We start from the raw sequence: 23,773 nt of genomic DNA on the forward strand, positions 1-23,773 counted from the left end.
TTCCCGCTAATCCCACAGGAGTCTCGCACCTTACACTCCAATCCCCGGTTTAACAACGGAATCGCTTCACGGAACATATTAAAAAACAACAATCATTAAGAAAAGAGCTTAAGTAAAAGTTAGAAGGCTGTCCCAAAATTTCCTATTTACCGGACCTTTTGGGACAGCCTCTTTTTTTTTGAGAGAAAAGCTTTTAAACAGAAAATGGCAAGGCGGACGGACTTTCAGCTCAGAACATGGAAAAAAGTCTGTATTTATGGTATATATACAGGTAAAATTATATGATATAGATTTGCTCCCTTTACGAAATTTAAAAGGCGCATGCATATGCCCGGCGCTTTGAGATCCTATTATCATGATATATATCCTTAAACACGAAAGAGGTCGAAACAGTTGGAACATAACTCTTCGAATTTTATCAGAAATATCATCCAAGAAGATTTAGAGACTGGAAAACATGAGAAAATTGTCACTCGTTTTCCTCCTGAACCAAACGGATATTTACATATTGGACATGCTAAATCCATTATCCTGAACTTTGGCGTGGCGGATGAGTTCAACGGAAAAACAAACCTGCGTTTCGATGATACTAATCCTTTAAAAGAAGATATTGAATATGTGAATTCCATCAAAGAAGATGTAAAATGGCTTGGCTATGATTGGGATGGACTCTTCTTTGCTTCTGATTATTTTGGCCAAATGTATGACAGAGCCGTGCTTTTAATCAAAAAAGGCTTGGCTTATGTGGATGACTTGAGTGCAGATGAAATCCGCGAGTTTCGCGGAACACTGACTGAGCCTGGAAAAGACAGCCCCTACAGAAACCGCACAGCAGATGAAAACCTGGAACTGTTTGAAAAAATGCGCGATGGCGTATTTGCCAATGGAGAAAAGGTTCTGCGCGCGAAAATTGATATGTCTTCCCCCAATATCAACCTGCGCGACCCGGTTATTTACCGAATTTCACACACGGAGCACCATAACACAGGCAATAAGTGGTGCATTTATCCAATGTATGCCTTCGCACATCCGCTTGAAGATGCTATTGAGGGTGTGACCCATTCTCTTTGCACGCTCGAGTTTGAAGACCAGCGTCCGCTATACAACTGGATCATTGAACAATGCGAAATGGAAAACAAGCCTCAGCAATATGAATTTGGCCGGCTGAATCTTTCCAACACCGTAATGAGCAAGCGCAAGCTGAAACAGCTTGTTGAAGAAGGGTATGTAGACGGCTGGGATGACCCGCGTATGCCGACAGTTTCCGGTCTTAGGCGCAGAGGATATACACCAGAGGCCATTCGTGCGTTCTGCCATGAAATCGGCGTCTCCAAAGCATATGGAACAGTAGATTCACAGGTGCTGGACCACTTTGTAAGGGAAGACTTAAAGCTAAAAGCACCTCGTACAATGGGTATTCTTGATCCGTTAAAAGTAGTGATCACAAATTATCCTGAAGATGCAGTTGAAATGCTTGATGCGGAAATCAACCCGGAAAATCCTGAAATGGGCACACGCCAGATTCCATTTTCACGGGAAATATATGTAGAGCGCGATGATTTCATGGAGAATCCTCCAAAGAAATACTTCCGCCTGTTTCCGGGCAATGAAGTCCGCCTGAAGCATGCTTATTTCATTAAGTGCGAAGAAGTAATCAAAGACGATGAAGGCAATGTTATTGAGCTCCGCTGCACGTATGATCCTGAAACAAAGAGCGGTACAGGATTCACTGGACGGAAGGTAAAAGGAACTCTTCACTGGGTAGATGCTAAACATGCCATTCCTGCTGAATTCCGGATTTATCAGCCTTTAATCTTAGATGATGAAACAGAGGAAGAAGAGGAAAAAACATTCCTTGAACGAGTAAATCCTAATTCCCTGACTATCCTTAACGGGTTTGTAGAACCGAACATGAAGGAAGTAAAACCTCAGGACAAATTCCAGTTCTTCAGGCACGGATACTTTAACGCAGATCCGAAAAACACAACAAAAGACCATATCGTCTTCAACCAAATAGTAGAACTGAAAAGCTCATTTAAACTATAAAGCGGAAGCGCCTTGATCAGCCTTGACAAGCATAAGACGCATCAGAATAGAAGGCGCCTTTTGCCTTCAATTCTGATGCGGCTTATGACCTCGAGAGGCTAGGCGCTGCAGCTGGATTCATAAAAAGCGGAAGCGCCTGGTCAGAGGAACAAAGACTAAGAACGCCGCGTCCTGCGGCAGCATAAGACAAGTAAAAAGCCTGAATCCCCAGCTTGCCGGGATTCAGGCTTTTTTCTGTCCTTATTTACTTGATCCGGAACAGCAGCAGCAGATCCCCGTAGCCTTGTTGTTCCATCTCTTCCCTTGGTATAAACCTTAAAGCGCTGGAATTGATACAGTATCGCTGTCCTTCAGGTCCTGGTCCGTCCGGGAACACATGACCAAGGTGTGAGTCACCTTCCCTGCTCCTAACCTCTGTCCGTGTCATCCGGTGGCTCAGGTCCACGGTTTCTTTTACACTTGCATACATAATGGGTTTTTTGAAGCTGGGCCAACCGCACCCGCTGTCATATTGGTCCCGGGAGCTGAACAGCGGTTCTCCCGAAACAATATCCACATATATGCCTTCGCTTTCATTGTCCCAATATTCGTTCTCAAAGGGTGGTTCTGTGCCGTTTTCCTGCGTGACATGGAACTGGAGTTCTGTAAGTTTTTCTTTTAAAGCTGAAAGATCCCTGGGCCAATGCTCTTTTAAAAAAGATTCCCTCCCCGACCCCCTGCGATAGAGGGCATAGCGAAAAGCATTCTTTTTGTAAAAATCCTGGTGGTATTCTTCAGCATGATAAAAGACTCCTGCCGGTATAATTTTAGTCACAATCTCTTTTTTAAACCTGCCGCTTTCCTGAAGCAGCCTTTTAGAGGCTTCAGCCTCCCTTTTTTGGGTTTCATTACTATAAAAGATAGCTGTCGAATAGGAATGCCCTTGGTCAGAAAACTGGCCAGTTTCATCTGTAGGATCAATTTGCTTCCAATACACATCAAGAAGTTCATTGTAGGTAATCTTATTGGGATCATAAAGAATTTCCACCGCCTCCAGGTGCCCAGTCATTTCTGATGTTACCTGTTTATATGTCGGGTTTTCCGCAAAACCTCCTGTATATCCTGATATGACCCGGATAATCCCTTCTTTTTCATCAAAGGGCTCAACCATGCACCAAAAACAGCCCCCTGCAAATATAGCCCTTTCAGCGGAGCACTCTTGCCGAGCTGATACCATATGCTTTACCTCCTCTTCACCCTTTATTTACGCAAACAGGCATAAGCCCCGTTATTTCAATACTGAGCAGCTCTTTAGTTTCACTATTATTATAAAGGGTATGTTTCTGGAAATTAAACCAGACAGCTCGCCATATAAAAAGGCAAACGAGCGGAAATGAACATTCCTTGCCGTTTGCCTGAACATTAAGAAGCATATTGTTTTCTGCGCTGCCAGCTGAAGGTCAGATAGCAGAAATATACGATGGCACCAAGTGAGATCACATAATTTACTAGAGCCACTGTTTCCGCTGCTACCCCTGTCAGATTGAGTAATGAGGGTATTGTCAGTGTGACCCATGATAACACAATAGCGACCTTTCCGATATACTCATCAATATCTTTGCCGCGGGACATAGACAGGTAAAACAAGAACCAGAGATATGCCCACATGATCCATGTCAATGCACTTGATAAATCTCCAAAGTGAATGATAGAAACAGCAGCATATACAACGGCTGCAATGCTTACCCAAAGCGAATAATAGCCAAGTCCGCTGCCATTAAGGTCCTTTATCGCAGTAACACCAACATAAAGATATGTTAACCCGAATAAGAAGATACTGGCGTTATTGTATAGCTCCCAGTTGCTTTGATCCGAAACAACCGCCAAGTAAAACGGAGAAACCGTTTGTATCGCCCCTACGAATAAGTTGAAATATGCAACGCTTTTTCCATCTGCTTTTCCAAGCAGCATTAGTCCATTTAAAAATAAAACGGCGCCTGATAAAAATAATCCTATTGTACCCATATGTCACTGTGAAAAGCTGCCTTTTCACAATTCCTCCTTATTATTCCATAATTATATTGCTAAAAAAAGAAAAGGCAGTTCTCCTTCTTTTATGAAGGAGAATTGCCATGTTTTATTATTTGATGATAAGACTTACAATGATTGATGATAAGACACTTACAAGTGTAGCGCCATATAGAAGCTTTAATCCAAAACGAGCTACTACATTACCTTGTTTTTCGTTCAGCCCTTTTACAGCTCCCGCAATGATTCCGATGGAAGAGAAGTTGGCAAAAGAAACAAGGAAGACAGAAATGATTCCTACTGTTCTTGAGCTCAATTGTGAAGCAGTTTTGCTTAGGTCAAGCATTGCCACGAATTCATTGGTTACCATCTTTGTAGCCATGATTCCGCCGGCTTTAACTGCTTCTCCTGCAGGTATTCCCATAAGGATGGCAAATGGAGAGAAGATGTACCCTAAGATCTGCTGGAAGCTGATTCCGAAAATCATATCAAACAGACTGTTAATCCCCGCCATTAATGCTACGAAACCAATTAGCATGGCAGCAACAATGATTGCAACCTTAAAGCCGTCAAGAATATATTCACCCAGCATTTCAAAGAAAGACTGTTTTTCTTCTTCTTGAACTATCAGAATATCCTCTTCATCTGCAATCGTGTAAGGATTGATAATTGAAGAAATAATAAATCCTCCGAACAGGTTGATTACAATGGCCGTTACCACATATTTAGGTTCAATCATTGTCATATATGCGCCAACGATGGACATAGATACTGTGGACATGGCAGAAGCACATAGCGTGTATAGACGTTGAGATGTTAATTGGCCGAGCTGTTTTTTAACAGTGATGAAAACTTCTGATTGGCCTACCATAGCAGAAGCTACCGCATTGTAAGATTCAAGCTTGCCCATTCCGTTTACTTTGCTCAGCAGGAACCCGATCCATTTCATGATGAAAGGCAGGATCTTAAAGTACTGGAAGATTCCAATCAATACAGAAATGAAAACAATTGGAAGCAGCACGTTCAAGAAGAATGGCCCTTCCCCTTTATTGGCAATTCCGCCGAACACGAAGGAAATTCCTTCTCCTGCATATTCGAGGAGCTTGGAGAAAACATTCGCAAAGGCTTTTATAATAATGTAACCAAATTTAGTATTCAATAAGAGAAAAGCAAGAACAATCTGGATGATGACCATCGTTATGATAGGCTTGATCTTCACTTTTTTACGGTCGCTGCTTGCAAGGAAAGCAAGTCCAAAGACCACAATCAGGCCGGCAATCGCAATAAGATATTTCATGATGTACCTCCGCAGGATGATTTAAATTTCTGTATGTGCATGCCACAAGCATGCTTACGTATATCTTGTTTATTCTTTGTACTAGCTTCCTGAATTATAACTGATTACTGATTCAAATCGGATGCAGCGAAATATCCTGGAAGCAATTGCTGAATCGTTGTTTCAGTAACATCGCCTTTAAGATTGGTCAGGTAAATTTTTGTGTTTTCATCAGAGAATTCTGCAATTACCTGTCTGCAGGCTCCGCATGGAGAAACCGGTCCTTCTGTATCCCCAACCACCGCTATGGCCTGGATACCTTTTGCACCTTCTGATACTGCTTTGAAAATAGCTGTCCGCTCTGCACAATTTGTCAGGCCATATGAAGCATTTTCAATGTTGCACCCTTGATAAACACGGCCGTCGGCAGTCAGCAGGGCTGCTCCCACCTGAAATTTCGAATACGGTGTATATGCCTGCTTTCTTGCTTCTATCGCTTCTTGTATTAATGTTTTTTTATCCATAAAAAACACTCCGTTTCTTCAAAAGTGGAACGCATTCATCCCAAAATCTACTATTTTTACATCTATTGCAGGAAACGCTTTCATCGGGTTCAAAAAAAGAGACCCTCTTGCAAACTCTTACAAAGAGGTACGTACTTCTAACACTTTTATACTACAACAGGACTTGAACAAATGTAAACAGGAAATTGAACAAATGTAAAAATTATTTTTCTGGTATATAAAAAATGGCTTTTTTCGTAAATTTTGCTGATATGGAACATGGTGGCTGATTGGAGCGAAAGGATGCTCGCTTCCGTGGGGAGGGCGGTGAGCCCGCATGAGTCTCGCACCTTGCGCTCCAAATCGCTGACTTAACAATGGGATCGCCTCACAGAACTTATTAAAAAACAACAATTTTTAAGAAAAGAGCCAAAAAATAAACCTGTTTCACATAAAAAAACTGATCCCGCTATAGGATCAGTTTTTTCATCTCCGCTATCCAAGCAGAGCCTGTGCAGTATATTGGTCAGTTATTAAAATGTTGGCGTACTCTCCGTTTAAGGCGCCTTTGATTCCAGCAATCCGGGCAGAACCCCCGGCTACAAGAATCGACTGTTCCTTATCTTTCAGGCAATCCAGTTCAATGCCTAATGTCCGCTGATTGATTCCTTCATTGCAGACTTTCCCGCTTTTATCGTAAAACCGGGAGCAGATATCACCTGCCGCATGCTCATAGAGATGCCTTTTTTCATCCTCAGTAAAATAGCCCATTTGAAATAATAGCGATTCTGCTTCAACTGAACCAACCGTGAAAACAGCAATATTTGCCTTTTTGCCAGTATCCAGCACCCTGCGTATATGGCGGTCTGCCTCCATAGCTTGCTTGACAGCCATATGGTCGACAATTGCAGGAAGATGAAGCTGGATAGGCACTGAGTTGTAAGCCTTGCCAAAAAGGAATAATATTTCAGATGCATATGTGTTTTTTTCGGAGTGGCTGACGCCTCCCTTTAACTGTACCACCTTAACATTTCTCACTGCTTTGGGCTTTAATTCCGAAGCGATATGGTAAAGTGTTGTTCCCCATGTAACTCCGACAATATCTCCGTCCGCAACAACTTCATGCAAATAGGCCGCGGCTCTTTCACCAAGCCTTCGTTTTATCAGTTCTTCATCATTGAAGGGGACCGGAACAATGATGGCATCTTTAAGCTGATATCTATGCTGAAGCTTTCTTGCCAGGTCAGCAAAATTTTCTGCCGGATCCATAATGGTGATTTGGACGATCCCCTTGGTTTTTGCCTGCTGCAAAAAGCGGGATACTGTAGGCCTGGACACCCCAAGCTTTTTGGCAATGTCATTTTGATTATAATCATGCAAATAATAGAGCTTAGCCGCCTCGATAATTTTTTTGATTTTTTCATCATCCATAAAGCACACCCGCTCACCTAATTGAATTAACATTATTCTACCAAAAATAATGGAAAGCGCTACTTCTTTTTTTCAAATGCACACCAATCAACAATGAACTTGAAAAAAGAGAACATTGATCACTTTCCCATTCTGATCCAGGAGGATAAACTTTCCTCTCACCCGGTCAAATTAATCGGAATATTCAATAAATCATTCTTAAAATGTGGTATAAATAAAGAGCGGGCATTTTGGAAACGCCAGATAGTTATGGAAAAAGCTGCGCGCATATAAAGCCATGTTTAGTCCCTCTCAATGTTACATTCTTAAAAATGTCAGGAGGATGTTTATGCCAGTTCAGAATTATGGTGTACTGAAGGGAATTGTTTTAGAAGGCCGTCCTGAACGGAATGCCGATACTCCCCATTACCAGATCCATATGATTGTCGAGGAAGGCATGCATTACAGGATTGCAGTGAATGTGATGTCAAGCTCACAGCAGTCCGAGGTGCTGTATATGGCAGATGAAAATTTTAACGGTACTTCCTTGGGTGCCCTTCTTGCCTTGAAGCCGGGATATACAAAAATTGATAGGGGAAGCAGCATTCCCGGTCTGGATTATGTACGCGGCAAACTATTTGACCCATCGTTAATGAAAGCATTGCCTTTTGATGCGGCAGGACCAGATGATGATTTGAATGACAGGCTTGAAGCTTATATTCAAAAAGCAAAAGCAGAGAAGGCTCCCGTATATATATTCGGATCCAGATTCGGCCCTGAAAATACCACCGACAAAGTGTTCGGGTTCCGCCCGGAAAATGGCATGCATAATGTTCATATGAACCAGGGAAATGAAGATAAACCAGGAAACGAAAAGGACTGGGCCAGGGACAATGGGATTTATCATGATGGGGGCATCCTCATTCAATTTGAATCACATTGGACGGCCGTGTTTTTAGCATTTCTTTCACAGTCCTGGTGTACAGATGAGCGGGGCTACCCTGATGGAACCTGTACACATGACCAATTGTTAAAAAATGCGGGAACGCCTTGACCTCCAGTCTGATTATAATATATGGCTCTTTTATTAAAGATTGCTGTTTTTTAATGCGTTCCGGGAGGCAATCCCATTGTTAATTCAGGATGATTGGAGCGAAAGGTTCGAGACTCCTGCGGGATTAGCGGGAAGGTGAGACCCCGCAGGCGCAGCAGAGGAGGCTCACCGCCTGCCCCGCGGAAAGCGAGCATCCTGGAGCGGAAATCAACCTTGTTCGATAGCAGCAAAATTTACGAAAACAGCCTAATATAAAGAAAATCCCCAGGTTCCTTTCACGGCGGAAAGGCAACTGGGGATTTTAAGTGTATATTTTCAGGACTTAAGAATTCGAACTCATTTTACGCTGGAAATCTGAGATAGCTTTATATTCTTCCTTCAATAAACGGGACATTCTAATGAAAATCGGAACAAGCTCTTCATAAATTACCACATTTTCAGGAACTGGCTTATGATAATGGTCTGCTCCCACCATATCGGCTACAGCATCAAGCGAGTCAATCTCTCCTAAAGAATATAAGCCAAGAATAACTGCACCAAGGCAAGAGCTTTCAACGCTTTCCGGGACAAATACTTCATGGTTGAAAATATCAGCCATCATCTGCCTCCATAGCTCCGATTTAGCAAAACCGCCTGTAGCCTGGATTTTCACTGGTTCACCGATTAATTCTTTCAGTGCAAGCAGTACGGAATACAGGTTGAAGATTACACCTTCCAATACAGCCCGGATAAGGTGTTCTTTTTTATGGTGGAGCCCAAGACCGAAGAATGAGCCTCGTGCATTAGCATCCCATAATGGCGCTCTTTCTCCAGCAAGGTATGGATGGAACAGCAATCCTTCAGACCCTGGACTTACTTTGGCCGCAATGGATGTCAGTACTTCATATGCATCCATTCCAAGGCGCTTAGCCGTTTCAACCTCTGCTGAACCGATTTGTTCTTTTACCCAGCGGAAAATCATGCCTCCATTGTTTACGGGCCCTCCGATGACCCAATGGTTTTCCGTTAATGCATAACAGAAAATCCTGCCTTTGGGATCCGTTATCGGGCGGTCAACCACTGTGCGGATTGCACCGCTTGTACCGATTGTAACTGCCACTACACCCGGTTTAATTGCGTTCACTCCAAGGTTTGACAGAACGCCGTCATTGGCGCCAACGACAAATGGAACACTCTGCGGCAAATTCATTTCAGCTGAATAGCCAGCATCAAGACCTGTCAAGCTGTAAGTAGTCGGCACAAGCTGTGACAGCTGATCACCGGTAATGCCCGCCACATTTAGTGCACCTTCATCCCATTGCATGGCTTTCAGGTTCAGCAAACCTGTTGCAGAAGCTATAGAATGGTCTACAACATACTGTCCAAACAGCTTAAAGAAGACATATTCTTTGATAGAAATAAATTTATATGTCATTGAAAATAGGCTGCTTTGTTCATTCTGCAGCCAGACTAGTTTCGAAAGCGGTGACATTGGGTGTATTGGCGTGCCAGTTCTAAGATAAATTTCGTGTCCGCCCATTTCACTCAGAATCTTTTCTGACCATTCTGCACTCCTGTTATCCGCCCAGGTAATGCACCTAGTCAGCGGCTTTCCATCTTTGTTCACAGCAATAAGACTGTGCATGGCCGCACTGAAAGATACACACAAAATATCCTCTGGATGCACATTACTTTTCTTTACGGCTTCTTTTACTGTGGAAATTACGGCCTGAAAAATTTCTTCCGGATCTTGTTCAGCCGTCTCTGGAGTAGGGGAATACAACGGATACTCTTGGCTATGGCTGGAAATGATTCTTCCGTTTTTTGCAAATACAACAGATTTTGTACTTGTTGTCCCTATGTCTACACCGATTAGATATTTTTCGCTCATTATGCTGCCTCCTTGCATCTAACTTTTTTAACTCATCATGCATGTCCAAATAAAAGAAGACATTAGCTGCCTTCCTGACCCAATCTTAAAAGTATATATCTCCCAAGAATAAACTAAGGTTCTATTATATGAGAATAAATTGAATGCAAAGCATCATGTGCTGTTCATTGCATAATTCCGCTTCATCCGTCACACTGAAAAAAAGAATGCGCTTAAATTTAAGTCTCTCCCGTTATTGCATGCAGAAAATCACAGCGCTTCAAAAAAATCCCGAAAGAAGCAGCAATCCCCTTATAATCTTAAGAATCCCTTAGGCGCACATATATATCTCCCTAACATTTTATCATATGAAAAAAATTTTTTCATACTTGTACAGCTGCCGAAAAATATTTCCGGCGATATTTGTGCTATAATTTTTTTAATAACGCTTACATTTTTTATAGCAGAAAACCTTTTTACCGAAAGATAGGGAAATCATCACTCAATAACGCAGAAGGGAAATTTCACATGAATACAAATTGTTTGAGTAAAATACGTTCCTATTATCCGAGATTCAGCGATAAAGAAAAAATAATAGCTGATTATATTCTTGAAAACTCCGGTAAAATTATTCATTGCTCCATAAATGAAGTGGCCGAAGACCTAAAAGTTGCAGAAGCAACCGTATTTCGTTTTTGCAAGCGGATCGGCTACAAGGGATATCAGGCCATGAAGATTGCTCTTGCTTCTGAATCTATGACAGCCGTTCAGCCAGCCAGTGAATTAATTAATGATGGGGAAAACATTACCGAAAAGATTTTCAAATCCAATATACGTTCTTTGGCAAATACGCTGCAAATAAATGAATGCGCTTCCGTAGAAAAAGCAGCTGAATGTATACTTTTTGCAAAACGAGTTTCTTTTTATGGAGCTGCCGGTTCATCTGCTATAGCAATGGATGCATTCCAGAAGTTTATCTCTGCTGGATTCCATGCGTACTCTTTTATGGATTCACATTCTCAGTCAATGTTTGCTTCCCATCTGGACAGCCAGGATACGGCTGTTGTAATTTCTCATTCCGGTTCTGATAAGGAGAGCCTGAAGATACTGGATGCGGCGCTTGAAAAAGGGGCAAAGACAATTGCCATTACTGGCTTTCCCAACTCCCCTCTGGCTCGGAGGGCGCATGTTTCACTCTGCACAAGTTCGGAGGAAACCGAATACAGACCAGAAGACCTGGCATCCCTGATCATACAGTTGAGCTTGATCGATGCCCTATATGTAAATGTTATGGTGAAAAGAAGAGAAATTCCGAGATTGCCGGCCAGCAGAGAAAAAGCAACATCCAGAGCTTGAAAATAAAAAAAGCTGCTTCAGCGGCTTTTTTTATCATTGGCTTTTTTGGTTTTTTGGAAAAATCACTTCTATCTTTGTTCCTTTACGTAATTCGCTTTTCACTTTAATCGTCCCTTGATGTGCATCAATTATCCACTTGGCAATTGACAGGCCAAGCCCTAACCCTGATTCTTCACGGGCAGTCCTCGATTTATCCACCTGATAAAAGCGGTTGAAAATATTCGGAATATCTTCTTCAGGTATTCCAATTCCGTCATCTTCTACGGATAGGAAGATTGAATGTGAATTTTTATGGCAGGATAAACGGATTTCCTTGCCTTCTTCTGTATATTTCATGGCATTGTCCACAAGAATTACTAGAAGCTGATGGATCCGTTCTTTATCACCCAAAAAGGTCAGCGGTTCTTTAGAGTCATGAGTGATTGTTTTGCCTTGAAAAGCAGCAATATCTGAATATTGATTAACAATTTCCGTGAGCAGGTCATTTAAGAAGAAACGCATTTTAATCACCTGGAGCTGGTTTGAGTCTGAACGTGCCAAGGTAAGCAGGCTTTTCACTAATTTATTCAGCCGCCTTGTTTCCTTAGATATCATGGAAATATCGACTGCTTTTTCTTCTATGGTACTGTTCGGAGACTGAAATAGTAAATCTGTCCGGGACTGAATGACAGACAGAGGCGTGCGAAGCTCATGTGATGCATCTGAAACAAATTGCTGCTGGTTATCCCAGGCTCTCTTAATGGGAATTAAAGCGCGGCCTGCAAGGAAATATCCTGCAGCAATCGCAAGAACTCCGCCTAATCCCCCGCCAATCACCATAATGAGCAGCAGCCGGTGCAGAAGGGCTGCTTCAGCATCAACATTGCGGATAAATTGCACGGTTACTTTCCCGTATTCGGTATCCACCTGGTTTGCAAGAGAGCGGAATGTAGAATCCTTCACCTTGATTGTTTGTATTTTCCTTAAAACCTTAGGATATAATGTTTTTTCATTTTCTCTGAACGGGTCATTTTCCTCCCCAAGTCCTGTATCGAGAATTTTTTTATCCGGACCCCAGATTATTACGCTCGGCCCTCTTCCCAATTGGACTTCCCCATGCGGCCTTTCTCCCCTGAATGGAGGACTGCTTTGCATTTTATCTAAAGAGCGGTTCACTTCCCTGTAAATCTGCGTTTCTGTATAGTAATAAATGGCCCTTCCAAGCGCACCGATTAAAATGATAAAGACAATGGAATTTAAAATAGTCAGTCTTAATCTGGTTTTTTGGAACATCATATTCGCCTCAGATCTGTTTTAGCATATAACCGATTCCTCTGACCGTTTGAATATCCTTATGATATTGAAACGGCTCTAATTTCTTTCTTAAATGGTGAATAAATACTTCGACGATAGCAATGGTCGTATCTGAATCGAATCCCCAAATCCGGTCAAAAATCTGTTCACGGGTAAGGATTTTGCCTGCATTTTGAATCATATATTCAAATAGTTCATATTGTTTAATGGTCAATTTGACAGGCTGTCCATCCACAAGCATTTCATGCTCCTTTCCCGTCATCTGTATTCCCCTGTAATTCACTCCGGAATCAATGGACAAAATCCCGCTTCTTCTTAGCAGAGCTCGGATCCTGGCTTTTAATTCAGGTGCCTGGAATGGTTTTACTAAATAATCATCACCGCCTATATCAAGCCCCTTGACACGATCCTCTAAAGAATCCTTTGCCGTCAGGAACAGCACCCCTGTATCATTTTTCTCTTTGCGCAGCTTCCGGACAATTTCAAAACCATCCATACCCGGCAGCATCACATCCAGGACAATGCTGTCATAGATATTCTGCTGTGCCAAAAACAGTCCGTCTTCGCCATTATCTGCTGTATCTACTTCAAATTCATCCGATAGTATCTCCTTGATGGACTGAAGCAAGGAGATATTATCTTCGACTACTAATATTTTCATCTCTATCCCCCTTATTTATCAAACGGTCCCATAACTTCCGCTCTTTGGAACTGCGATTGCGGAAAGGAAATTAAGGATTTATCAAAGCCTATTATAAAGTGAAACACTCGTCCGCGGATATTTTCTTCTACTATACCTGAATCTTGCTTCTGCAAAACAAAGCGCCTGCAATTCAGCAGCCGCTTTGCTTTAGTTATTCGTACCTCAGTGCCTGGATCGGGTGAAGTCTGGAAGCCTTGCTTGCCGGGAAGACACCAAAAACAACACCGATTATCAATGAAAATAAGAAACTTATGATTGTAACGGACATAGAATATGAAATTGCCATTCCTGTTGATAGGGATACGAGTTTTGCTATACCTAATCCTGCTCCGGCTCCAATAATTCCTCCCAGTGAGCTTAAGACAATTGCCTCGATTAAAAACTGAATCAGGATTGTCCTTCGATTTGCACCTATCGCCTTTCTGATGCCGATCTCCTTCGTTCGCTCCGAAACGGAAACAAGCATGATGTTCATGATCCCGATGCCTCCTACAATCAAGGAAATGCTGGCGATTCCTCCCAGAAGCAATGTCATCGTATCAGAAACTGAACTCATTGTTTTCATAAGATCCGTTTGGTTGACCACAGAATAATCATCACTCTTTTTAGGAAATAGCCTGCTCATTGTCCCCTGAACTTCAAGCATAGCTGCAGATAGCACCCTTTCACTTTTGGCTTTGATATACATCGTTTGGATGCTTGTTGTTTTTGTCAGGCGCTGTGCTGTAGAAATCGGCGTGATGATGACATCATCGCCGCTCTGACCCATGGAACTGCCTTTAGAAGCCAGTACCCCAACCACTTTAAAGGATGTTCCATCAACGTTTATGCTTTGTCCGACAGGATTGCTTCTGGTGAATAAGGTTTGAGCTGTATCCGAACCGAGGACAGCAGTTTTCTGCCTGAATTCTACATCTAAATCAGATAGAAAACGCCCTTGATCCAGTTTTAAATCTCTTACCGAAAGATAATCTGCATTCGTACCAGTCAGTGCTGTCTGGGCGGAAACTGTGCCATTTTGTACTGTCACCCGGCCGGATACTGAAGGCGAGATATTTTTGACAGCAGATAAGGTGCCGAACTTCTCCGTATCTTTTTCCTTTAAATCAACCGAATCTGTATCGGTAATATTAACAGTCACTAGGTTTGTGCCAAGATTACTGATTTGATTTTTGACAGTTTGAGAGGACCCCTTCCCTAATGAAACAAGAACAATTACTGAAGCCACACCGATAATAATGCCAAGCATCGTCAAAAATGCCCTTACTTTATTGCTCCTGATACTGCGTATAGCCATCTTCATAGATTCCTGAAGGCTCAATCCAATCACCTCCATCTTCTGACAATCTGCCGTCCTGGATGCGCACCACTCTTTTGGCCTGCTTCGCTACTTGAAGGTCATGGGTAATCAGGATAATGGTTTGGCCTTTGGCATTCAGCTCCTTCAGCATATTCAGGAGTTCAAAGCTTGTTTTGCTGTCAAGGGCACCTGTCGGCTCATCCGCCAGCAATACCGGCGGGTTTCCGGCAAGCGCACGGGCAATTGCAACACGCTGCTGCTGCCCTCCGGAAAGCTGGGAAGGCAAGTGGCTGGCCCTGTCTCCTAGCCCAACCATTTTCAGGCTCGCCGCTGCCGCTTCCTTCCGGGTTTTTCCGCTCATTCCACGATACACAAGAGGAAGTTCTGCGTTTTCCAAAGCCGTCATTTTCGAAAGCAAATTGAAATTCTGAAAAATAAAGCCAATTTTCACATTCCGGATTGCCGCGAGCTCATCCTCCTTCATCCTGCTCACTTCTTTGCCGTCAAGAAGGTATTGGCCGGAATCTGGTGTATCCAAACAGCCTATCATGTTCATAAAGGTTGATTTTCCTGATCCAGATGGACCAATAATTGATATAAAATCTCCTTTATGTATTTGAAGTGATACATGTTGGAGAGCATTTACTCTTACTTCTCCTAATGTATAAGACTTCGAAATATTATTGATTTCTATAATGGGTTTGGACATTTAGTTGCCTCCCTTTCCTGAACCGCCAAAATTTCCTCCCTGAATGGATCTCATGCCGCCTCCCTGGAAGCCTGCTCCGCCCATTCCCATTCCGCCTTGGCCCATCCTATTAGGCTGATTCTGGCTGCTGCCGGTTTTAATGGCTGGAAGCTCTACAGCCTGGCCTTCTTCAAGGCCTGAAGTTATCTCCACATATTGATCATTGTGAATGCCAATTTTCACATCTTGTCTCACAGCTAAACGGCCATTTTCTTTTGAAGAAGATCCAATCAGGACATATTTCTCCTCATTGTTAGTCCGGACAGCTTCAATAGGGATGTACAGGGCGTTATTTTTGCTGTTTGTTAATATGTTGGCTTCTGTCGACATCCCGATTTTCAAACCTTCAGGCCTTGTAATGTGTACGGTAACATTGAAGCTTGATACTCCGCCTTCAACGGTTCCCTCTTTAGCCACATCTGTCACCGTGCCTTGAAATGTCTTATTTTCAAAGGCACTCGCCGTGATTTCAGCTTTTTGTCCCTTTTTAATTGCTGGAATATCCAGTTCATCGATAGAAACCATCTGAAGATTATTGTAATTCGTTATGTGTCCCAGGACTGCACTGTTAGCCGGCCGCTCTCCGCTCTTGGCAGCCATTGCTGTTATCGTTCCATCAAAAGGGGCTGTAATCGGGTCACTTCCATCCGTAAAAGTAACCAGCTCATCCCCTTTTTTCACCTTATCATTCACATCCACAAGGACCTCATCAATTTCACTCGATACAGAGGATGTCAGGTCTTCACTATGAACCGCTGACACAGAACCCGATCCATTGACCTTCACTTCGAGCTTGCCTTTTTGGGCTGCAGCCGTCATAGTCTGTGCAACGGCAGGCTGAGTGCCGCTTCTATTAAAAAACCAGTAACCTCCCCCCAAAACCAAAACTAAAACCACGCCAATTACGATCCACTTCTTCACAAAAACTCCTCCTTCAATCATTCTGCATTCCCGTGATAAACCCATTATGAAATCCAAGCCTTAACTTTTCCTTAATAAAAAGCGCAAGCGCCTTGATAGCCTTGACCAGCATAAGACGCATCAGAATAGAAGGCGTTTCTTTGCCTTCAATTCTGATGTGGTTATGACCTCGAGAGGCTAGGCGCTGGAGCTGGATTAATAAAAAGCGCAAGCGCCTTGATCAGTTCGCGAAGCAAATAGGATTTTGGCCTTTGAAGGCGTTCTTTGCCTTCTGAGGTCAAAATATCTTTTGCACAGCGAACTAGGCGCTGGAGCTGGACTAATAAAAAGCGCAAGCGCCTTTGTCAGAGGATCAAAGATTAAAAACACCGCGTCCTGCGGTAACGTCTTTGTGACCCCCATCCTGGGGGCCTTCGACCAGCATGAGACGCATCATAATAGAAGGAGAGGTTCCGCAAAGGATAAGGCATAAACAAAAAAAAAGACCAGGTCAACGTTCACCTGATCCATCTCTGCATTTGCTCTTACAATACCTTGCTTAAAAATAACTTTGTTCTTTCATGCTGGGGATTTCCGAATAAAGCTTCCGGTTTATTTTCCTCCACGATGTATCCGCCGTCCATAAATAAAACACGGTCACCCACTTCACGTGCGAATCCCATTTCGTGTGTAACAACCACCATCGTCATTCCTTCTTGTGCAAGCTGTTTCATGACATCCAGCACGTCCCCCACCATTTCCGGATCCAAGGCTGAGGTAGGCTCATCAAACAGCATGATTTTAGGATTCATAGCTAGTGCCCTTGCGATGGCTACCCGCTGCTGCTGTCCGCCTGATAATTGAGCAGGATAATTATCGGCTTTGTCCGATAATCCTACTTTCTTTAACAGTTCCAATGCTTTATTTTTCGCAGCTCCTTTTTCCGCCGACCGCACTTTCATGGGCGCGAGCATTATATTTTCCAGGACTGTTTTATGCGGAAAAAGATTGAACTGCTGAAAGACCATCCCGACTTCCTGGCGAATTTCGTTAATATTAATTTTTGGGTCAGTGATGTCATGACCATTCACGATTACATGTCCCCCTGTAATATCTTCAAGCCTATTCAGGCAGCGGAGGAATGTACTTTTCCCTGAGCCGGATGGCCCGATGACACACACCACTTCGCGTTCGTTAATTACGGTATTGATGTCTTTCAGTACCTCAAGCTCACCGAATGACTTTTTTAAATTTTTCACTGAAATCATGCTCATCTGACTATAAATCTCCTCTCTAGGAAATTAGCAAGCATTGTTAAGAGATAGATGATGATGAAATAGATGACTCCGACTGCCAGCCAGATTTTAAAGGCTTCGAATGTTGCCGCCTGCTGAATCTGGCCTCTCTGTGTTAAATCAGCAATGCCGATTATAGAAAGCAGCGAGGTATCCTTCAAGCTGATAATTGCCTGATTCGTGATCGTTGGCAGCATCCGGCGGAATGCCTGAGGGAGAACGATGGAAGTCATCGCCTGTCTGCTTGTTAAACCAAGCGACCTTGCCGCCTCTGTCTGGCCTTTATCTATTGACTGGATGCCCGCACGGATAATTTCCGCAAAGTATGCACCAGCATTAATGGCTACCGTCACAATTCCGGCTGTTGTTCTATCTAAATGAATGAACGAAAGAGTGTTTAAACCCTGATAGATAAAAAATAATTGCACGATGAATGGCGTCCCCCGGATAGCGTTGATGAAGACCAGGGCGATCCCATTTAACAGCTTAAGAGGCGCAAGCCTCATTAATGCAACAATCAGACCAATGATAAAACCAAGAATAACAGCAATAACAAAAATATAAAGTGTCGTCTGCAGCCCTTTCATTAAATAAGGAAAGGCTTCACTGATTACATCCATAATTCCGCTCCCCCCAAAAAGAAGACGCGCGGTATGCACGCCTTAACAATCTCTTCTCTATTTTTGATCACCAAGATATTTTTTGATGATTTCATCGTATTTTCCATTTTTCTTCAATTCAGCCAGTCCCTTGTTGACTTTTTTCAAAAGGTCCCCGTTCTCCCCTTTTAAAACAGCAATGCCGTATTTATCTCCATTCAGTCTGTCCCCGACGATTTCAAGCCCAAGATCTTTTTTGGAAATAGCGTAGGCAATAACCGGATAGTCTTCGATCAGGACATCTGAACTTCCATTTGACACTTCCTGGAACATGGAGGGGCTGTCATTGAATTGAACAACCTTAAACCCGATCTTATCTGCCTTTTCTGCAGCAAATGCCGCACCGGTTGTCCCTTTTTTAACAGCCACTTGCTTGCCCTTTAAATCATTGATCGTCTTAATATCCTTAGTGCCTTTCTTTACAACCAGGCTAAGGCCCGCATTGAAATACGGATCTGAAAAGTCAACTACCTTTTTCCGTTCATCTGTGATGCTCATGCCTGCAATGGCCATATCCAAATCTCCCGCCTGCATAGCAGGAATGATTCCAAGGAAGTCCATGGCGCTGTACTTCACTTTAAAGCCCTGGCTTTTGGCAATTGCATTCATTACATCAATATCTATCCCTTTATACTTTCCGCCTTCTTCATATTCAAATGGAGGATATGTCGTATCTATACCCACACGGTATGTCTTGTTCTTCCCATTTCCTCCGTCATCAGAAGTTCCGCAAGCTGACAGTGCAATAATTAACGCAAAAAATAAACCTAATACTCCTATTTTCTTCAAAAGTCTTTCCCCCCTGGATCCAATAATATTGAATTTTTCAATTATTGAGAATAAATTAAAGCGCATTATGTATGGATAAAGCTACTGCTATTTACCCTGCTTTAAAACTCTTTAAACATCCTCACACCAAAATTATGCAATGGGCTCATTAAAGTCCAGTAAAATTAACCCTTCATCAGATGGAATAATTTAGGAAAACAGGCTTTCTATTTCCCTGCACTTGATGACAATAATAACTTTCCAGGTTAAATATAATGCTTTAAGTTGTGACAGAATAGTAATAACGGAATGAACAGTTTCAGGCTTGGATCTCTGCTAAATCCCTTTAATGCAGTAAAGTAAGCGTGGCCAACTATCAGAAAATAGCAAATATAAAGTTTTCATTGCATACCTTAAAATTAGAGTGCTATAATGTTTTTTATGTTTTTAAAAGTTCAAACGGGCGGTGGAAAAATTGTCTAATAATTCGAAAGAAAGTAATTTCGTCCCTTATGTTTCCGCATCCAGGTCTCTTCCTGAACTAACTGTAACTGCAATTATTCTCGGGATCATTCTTGCGGTCATTTTCGGGGCAGCAAATGCCTATTTAGGATTGCTCATCGGTTTAACTGTTTCAGCCTCCATTCCGGCTGCCGTTATTTCCATGGCCATTCTTCGGGGAGTTTTCCGCAGAAATTCAATCCTGGAAAACAATATTGTCCAAACCATGACAACAGCCGGTGAAGCGATTGGAGCGGGTGCAGTCTTCACACTTCCTGCCTTGTTTCTCTGGAAGGTTCCGGTCAGTCAGGGACTGATCATGTTTATCGTATTAACAGGCGGATTTCTGGGAGTCTTCATGATGGTTCCCCTTCGCCAGCTTTTGATTGTAAGAGAACATGAAACACTTCCATATCCTGAAGGCACAGCTTGTGCTGAAGTGCTTAAGTCGGGTGAGGAAGGCGGCACAAGTGCCAAGCTGATTGGTATCGGCTTAGCCATTGGCGGTGTTGTAAAAGCACTTGGAGATGGTTTTAAACTCTTCAAAACTGAGGTAGAAACAGGAATCTCACACTTTAAAAATGCTGTAGTCGGCCTTGATGCTTTTCCTTCGCTATTGGGTGTCGGATATATCATCGGACCGCGTGTAGCAGGGGAAATGCTTGGCGGCGGCTTATTGGCTTGGGTTGTCCTGATTCCAGCCATCAGCTTTTTCGGGAGCGGCAGTGCTCATGCCATTTTCCCTGCAGATGTTCCTATTTCCAAGCTTGATGCATGGGGAATCTGGGACAGCTATATCCGGTATATCGGTGCAGGTGCCGTTGCTACAGGCGGATTGATCACGCTCGTTAAAACGATTCCTACTCTGGTTGGTTCCGCTATAGCCACTATTAAGGGTGTACAGGCCAATAGAGGCCAATTAAAGGCAGGTTCACTGCGCACTGAAAAGGATATGCCGGCAAAATACGTCTGGATCGGCATCCTTCTTATCATTTTGATTATTGCTTTCACGCCATTTACTGATGTCGGCATTATCGGCGCTATCGCCATTGCCGTCTTCGGATTTTTATTTGTTACCGTGGCATCACGTATTGTCGGAGTTGTCGGCAGCTCATCATCCCCTGTTTCCGGTATGACGATTGCCACTTTATTGATCGTTACACTGATTTATAAAGCGACTGGGTTTACGGGCATGAACGGTATGGTGGCAGCTTTGACAGTTGCTGCAATTGTTTGTACAGCCCTGGCAGTTGCAGGAGACGTTTCACAGGATTTAAAAACGGGATATATTGTCGGCGGTACTCCATGGAAACAGCAGGTTGCCATGATGATTGGCGTAGTTGCTTCCGCTTCTGTCATTGGATTTATCCTGATTTTAATGAACAAGGCGTATGTAATGGGCTCTCCAGCTCTGCCTGCTCCTAAAGCGGCCCTGATGAAAATCCTGGCTGAAGGTGTATTGGGCAGCGACCTTCCTTGGACACTGATCTTTATCGGTGCAGCCATTGCCATTACACTTGAATTCTTCGGTCTGAACTCTTTGGTTGTTGCTGTGGGAATTTATCTTCCTGTCCATACAAGCGCGCCAATCATGTTTGGCGGATTTGTTCGCTACTTTGTGGAACGCTCTGCAAAAACGAAGGAAGAACGAAAGCTTCGTGTAGATCGCGGTACATTATTCGCATCTGGTTTAATTGCAGGGGAATCCCTGATTGGTGTTGTCATTGCCATTTTAATTGCGGCAGGCGTATCAATACCTGATGCTGCAAAATCAGCGAGCAACCTGCTTCCATTCATTTTATTCTTAATCCTTGCAGGACTGCTCTGGTTTGTTTCAAATAAAGGGAAAAACCAGAATGTCTAATAAACGCCATTCAAAAAAGAAGAACCTGCTTACTATGGTTCCTCTTTTAGAAGACCGTGTCAGACTTGAAAGTGACGCTGCTGATTCATTTCTTGTAATCAGCAGGACGAACCTCATCGAACGTTTTTCGATTAAATTCCTTAAGCAGCCAGGCTTCCGCCGGATTAAGCTGGATAAATTCGGGGCTTTTGCAATCGGCCAAATGCAGCATCACAAAAATGTCGAGCAAATTTCAAATGACATGCTGCTGCATTTCGGAGAAGAAGCAGACCCTTCCTTGCCAAGGCTTGTAAAGTTTCTTGAAATTCTGGAAGCCCACGATTGGCTGAAATGGGAAAATGAAAAATAAGCAAAATGAAGGCCGAAGCGCAAAAATCAGCGCTTCGGCCTTTTTCATTACCTGGGCTTTGCAACGATTCCGTTATGAACCTTAATATAGCCATGGCGAAGGATGTCAAAGCCTGATTCATATACGTATAATCCCATCTGCCGCACATCCATCAGTTCTCTGTAGGTATGGTTCATGACATCTGCCATGATCGTATAGAAAAGTCTGGATTTGAACTGTAGCCTCGGAGTAGTCATGATGACATATCCCCCGGGTTTCAGAAATTTCCTGTGCCATTCCATCACTTCATGTTTATGCTCATCAGGAAAATGCTCCAGTAAACCGACACTTAAAACAATGTCAAATTCATGGCCAAACGGAAGGTTTCTGATGTCGTTCACCTCATAGTGAATATTCATCTCACTTTTATGCCAGACTTTAGGATGCCCCGATACTGGATTTGTTCCGAGGAAGGGATAACTATCTGGAAAATGCCCAAAGCGGTCTGTCCGGCAGAAGTCATCATAATCAACCATCACAACTTCTCCTTCCGGATACATGGCATAAAGCTGCATGGCTTCATATCCTTCCGCCGCACCCAAAAAGAGTATCCTCGGCTTCCTCACATCAAGCCCTTCAAAAAGGGCCCGTTTCCCCCGCGGATCCCAGATTCCATCCTCCACCCGGTGGGCATAATTCCAAAGCGATAATTGGATGGTCTCTCCAAGGGCCGCTTTTACATCACGTATCCGAAAACGTGATAAGTATTTTTTCAGCTCTTTTTTTGACCTGTCAAGCTCTTTTGGGACATCCTTAATAAACCATTCATGAAAGGAACGGTTAAAAAACTCCCAGGAGGTTTTAACAGACATTTCTCCATGTTCTTTTTCCCAATTCTGCCTGGATTTCGCGACAGACTTTACTTCATAGGGCTTGCCTGCTTCCTTCCATGATAACTGTGACCAGTCAGTAACCATATCTGCATTAAAAAACTGGTCGAGATGTTCATTTCCCGCATTCCGCAAATCAATCCGGTATCCGGGAGTGAGCAGCGTTGTCTCAAAATCTTTTTCCGAATAATAGCCTTGATCTTCCTCAAGTCTGCCTATACTCATACGTCCTCCTCCTTTAACTCATGATTTTTTCAGTTCCTCCTACCCCGTCATTATGCGAAACATCAGGAGATTAGCCAAAACTCAGTGGAAATATGATCCGTGTATAATACAGAGCTTATGCCGCTATAGTGCCATATAGAGCCGCTCAGTTTGCATTGCTGCGGGAGATAAACTAGTCTGGTCAACTTCTGTCAGAAGGAGTATGGACCAATGTTGTCTGAATGCCGCCGCTTTTAAAGCGCTTACATAAACATTCAACACTTTACAGAACAATTCCTTTTTCTTCAGGAAAACAAAAAAAGACAGGATGCAAACAAGAGCATTTCCTGCTGCCTGCTATAATCCCATCATGCTTTCATTCTTTTATTATATTTGATATATACCTGATTCATTACTTCCGCAAACATCAGACCCATCGCAATGGCCCCTGAGAGCATGAAAGCTTTCGCCGCAAGCTGTATGGCGACATTATAATCATTTTGGACAAAGTGCCTCATCGCATCATATGCCATTCCTCCAGGCACAAGCGGGATGATGCCGGATACGCTAAAAATAATGATCGGTGTTTTATAGGTCTTGGCGAAAACCAGGCTGATCACCGCTACCAGAAAAGCTGCGGCAAGTGTGGCGATCACACTGTTCACACTATTTTCAACAAGAGCACAATAAAGAAGCCATCCTACCATCCCCACCAATCCGCATTTAACGATTGAATTTTTAGGAACATTAAAGATAATTCCAAAGGATGCCGACGCGATAAAACTGGTGATAAGCTGTGCTAACATCTTCATACCCTTT

21 protein-coding genes are annotated in these 23,773 nt (G+C 43.0%); 5 read left to right on the forward strand and 16 right to left on the reverse strand.

The features are described from left to right. Window positions 1–393: 393 nt before the first annotated feature. The gene (locus BIV59_RS07265) at window positions 394–2,046 is read left to right on the forward strand and encodes a glutamine--tRNA ligase/YqeY domain fusion protein (RefSeq protein WP_071350803.1); all 1,653 of its coding nucleotides are present in this window, start codon (window positions 394–396) and stop codon (window positions 2,044–2,046) included. A 244-nt stretch (window positions 2,047–2,290) separates the two neighbouring features. On the opposite strand, the gene msrB is transcribed toward BIV59_RS07265, so the two are convergent. From msrB to BIV59_RS07295, 5 genes are all read right to left on the reverse strand, one after another. Next, complete coding sequence (gene msrB / locus BIV59_RS07270; protein WP_071350804.1) at window positions 2,291–3,262, reverse strand: peptide-methionine (R)-S-oxide reductase MsrB; 972 nt, start codon at window positions 3,260–3,262, stop codon at window positions 2,291–2,293. Between the two features lie 185 nt (window positions 3,263–3,447). After that, window positions 3,448–4,050: an AmiS/UreI family transporter gene (locus tag BIV59_RS07280; protein ID WP_071350806.1), complete on the reverse strand. Its 603-nt coding sequence runs from the start codon at window positions 4,048–4,050 to the stop codon at window positions 3,448–3,450. Between the two features lie 115 nt (window positions 4,051–4,165). After that, window positions 4,166–5,350, reverse strand: coding sequence for a NupC/NupG family nucleoside CNT transporter (locus tag BIV59_RS07285; protein ID WP_071350807.1), 1,185 nt, complete (start codon window positions 5,348–5,350; stop codon window positions 4,166–4,168). 104 nt (window positions 5,351–5,454) lie between these two features. Then, on the reverse strand, window positions 5,455–5,853 hold the full coding sequence (locus BIV59_RS07290) for a cytidine deaminase (protein WP_071350808.1): 399 nt from the start codon (window positions 5,851–5,853) through the stop codon (window positions 5,455–5,457). A gap of 474 nt (window positions 5,854–6,327) precedes the next feature. Continuing rightward, window positions 6,328–7,263 (reverse strand): sugar-binding transcriptional regulator, encoded by a 936-nt coding sequence (locus BIV59_RS07295; protein WP_071350809.1) that lies wholly within the window; start codon window positions 7,261–7,263, stop codon window positions 6,328–6,330. 328 nt (window positions 7,264–7,591) lie between these two features. Here BIV59_RS07295 and BIV59_RS07300 point away from each other — a divergent pair, with 328 nt between their 5' ends. Further along, window positions 7,592–8,296 carry a YukJ family protein gene (locus BIV59_RS07300; protein WP_071350810.1) on the forward strand — a complete coding sequence of 235 codons (705 nt, stop codon included), beginning with the start codon at window positions 7,592–7,594 and terminating at the stop codon, window positions 8,294–8,296. A 322-nt stretch (window positions 8,297–8,618) separates the two neighbouring features. On the opposite strand, the gene gntK is transcribed toward BIV59_RS07300, so the two are convergent. Further along, complete coding sequence (gntK, locus tag BIV59_RS07305; RefSeq protein WP_071350835.1) at window positions 8,619–10,169, reverse strand: gluconokinase; 1,551 nt, start codon at window positions 10,167–10,169, stop codon at window positions 8,619–8,621. Window positions 10,170–10,673: 504 nt separating this feature from the next. Between gntK and BIV59_RS07315 the strand changes: the two genes are divergently transcribed. Continuing rightward, the gene (locus BIV59_RS07315; protein WP_071350812.1) at window positions 10,674–11,501 is read left to right on the forward strand and encodes a MurR/RpiR family transcriptional regulator; all 828 of its coding nucleotides are present in this window, start codon (window positions 10,674–10,676) and stop codon (window positions 11,499–11,501) included. A gap of 33 nt (window positions 11,502–11,534) precedes the next feature. On the opposite strand, the gene BIV59_RS07320 is transcribed toward BIV59_RS07315, so the two are convergent. The 8 genes from BIV59_RS07320 to BIV59_RS07365 form a co-directional block, all read right to left on the reverse strand. Then, on the reverse strand, window positions 11,535–12,773 hold the full coding sequence (locus BIV59_RS07320) for a sensor histidine kinase (RefSeq protein ID WP_071350813.1): 1,239 nt from the start codon (window positions 12,771–12,773) through the stop codon (window positions 11,535–11,537). A 10-nt stretch (window positions 12,774–12,783) separates the two neighbouring features. After that, window positions 12,784–13,455 carry a response regulator transcription factor gene (locus tag BIV59_RS07325; protein WP_071350814.1) on the reverse strand — a complete coding sequence of 224 codons (672 nt, stop codon included), beginning with the start codon at window positions 13,453–13,455 and terminating at the stop codon, window positions 12,784–12,786. A gap of 193 nt (window positions 13,456–13,648) precedes the next feature. Beyond that, window positions 13,649–14,794, reverse strand: coding sequence for an ABC transporter permease (locus BIV59_RS07330; protein WP_071350836.1), 1,146 nt, complete (start codon window positions 14,792–14,794; stop codon window positions 13,649–13,651). Then, window positions 14,766–15,506 carry an ABC transporter ATP-binding protein gene (locus BIV59_RS07335; RefSeq protein ID WP_071350815.1) on the reverse strand — a complete coding sequence of 247 codons (741 nt, stop codon included), beginning with the start codon at window positions 15,504–15,506 and terminating at the stop codon, window positions 14,766–14,768. Before BIV59_RS07335 ends, BIV59_RS07330 begins: the two co-directional genes overlap by 29 nt. Then, complete coding sequence (locus BIV59_RS07340; protein ID WP_071350837.1) at window positions 15,507–16,466, reverse strand: efflux RND transporter periplasmic adaptor subunit; 960 nt, start codon at window positions 16,464–16,466, stop codon at window positions 15,507–15,509. Window positions 16,467–16,990: 524 nt separating this feature from the next. Beyond that, entirely contained in the window at window positions 16,991–17,719 is a 729-nt protein-coding gene (locus BIV59_RS07355; protein WP_071350818.1) for an amino acid ABC transporter ATP-binding protein, read from the reverse strand. Continuing rightward, window positions 17,716–18,360 carry an amino acid ABC transporter permease gene (locus BIV59_RS07360; protein ID WP_071350819.1) on the reverse strand — a complete coding sequence of 215 codons (645 nt, stop codon included), beginning with the start codon at window positions 18,358–18,360 and terminating at the stop codon, window positions 17,716–17,718. The genes BIV59_RS07355 and BIV59_RS07360 overlap by 4 nt, the downstream gene beginning before the upstream one ends. Window positions 18,361–18,417: 57 nt before the next feature. Beyond that, a complete protein-coding gene (locus BIV59_RS07365; RefSeq protein ID WP_071350838.1) occupies window positions 18,418–19,188 on the reverse strand; it encodes a transporter substrate-binding domain-containing protein in 771 nt (256 codons plus the stop codon). 454 nt (window positions 19,189–19,642) lie between these two features. On the opposite strand from BIV59_RS07365, the gene BIV59_RS07370 reads away from it, so the two are divergent. Beyond that, window positions 19,643–21,532, forward strand: coding sequence for an OPT family oligopeptide transporter (locus tag BIV59_RS07370; protein WP_071350820.1), 1,890 nt, complete (start codon window positions 19,643–19,645; stop codon window positions 21,530–21,532). Then, a complete protein-coding gene (locus BIV59_RS07375) occupies window positions 21,525–21,881 on the forward strand; it encodes a PqqD family protein (protein WP_071350821.1) in 357 nt (118 codons plus the stop codon). Before BIV59_RS07370 ends, BIV59_RS07375 begins: the two co-directional genes overlap by 8 nt. 47 nt (window positions 21,882–21,928) lie before the next feature. Here the strand turns inward: BIV59_RS07375 and BIV59_RS07380 are convergent, their stop codons facing one another. Both BIV59_RS07380 and BIV59_RS07385 read right to left on the reverse strand, forming a co-directional pair. Next, window positions 21,929–22,975: a class I SAM-dependent methyltransferase gene (locus BIV59_RS07380; RefSeq protein ID WP_071350822.1), complete on the reverse strand. Its 1,047-nt coding sequence runs from the start codon at window positions 22,973–22,975 to the stop codon at window positions 21,929–21,931. A 347-nt stretch (window positions 22,976–23,322) separates the two neighbouring features. After that, window positions 23,323–23,766, reverse strand: a complete 444-nt coding sequence (locus BIV59_RS07385) for a threonine/serine exporter family protein (protein ID WP_071350823.1) — start codon at window positions 23,764–23,766, stop codon at window positions 23,323–23,325. Between the last annotated feature and the right edge of the window lie 7 nt (window positions 23,767–23,773).

Origin of the sequence: Bacillus sp. MUM 13 (assembly GCF_001866725.1) — a bacterium.
GTDB lineage: Bacteria > Bacillota > Bacilli > Bacillales > DSM-1321 > Peribacillus.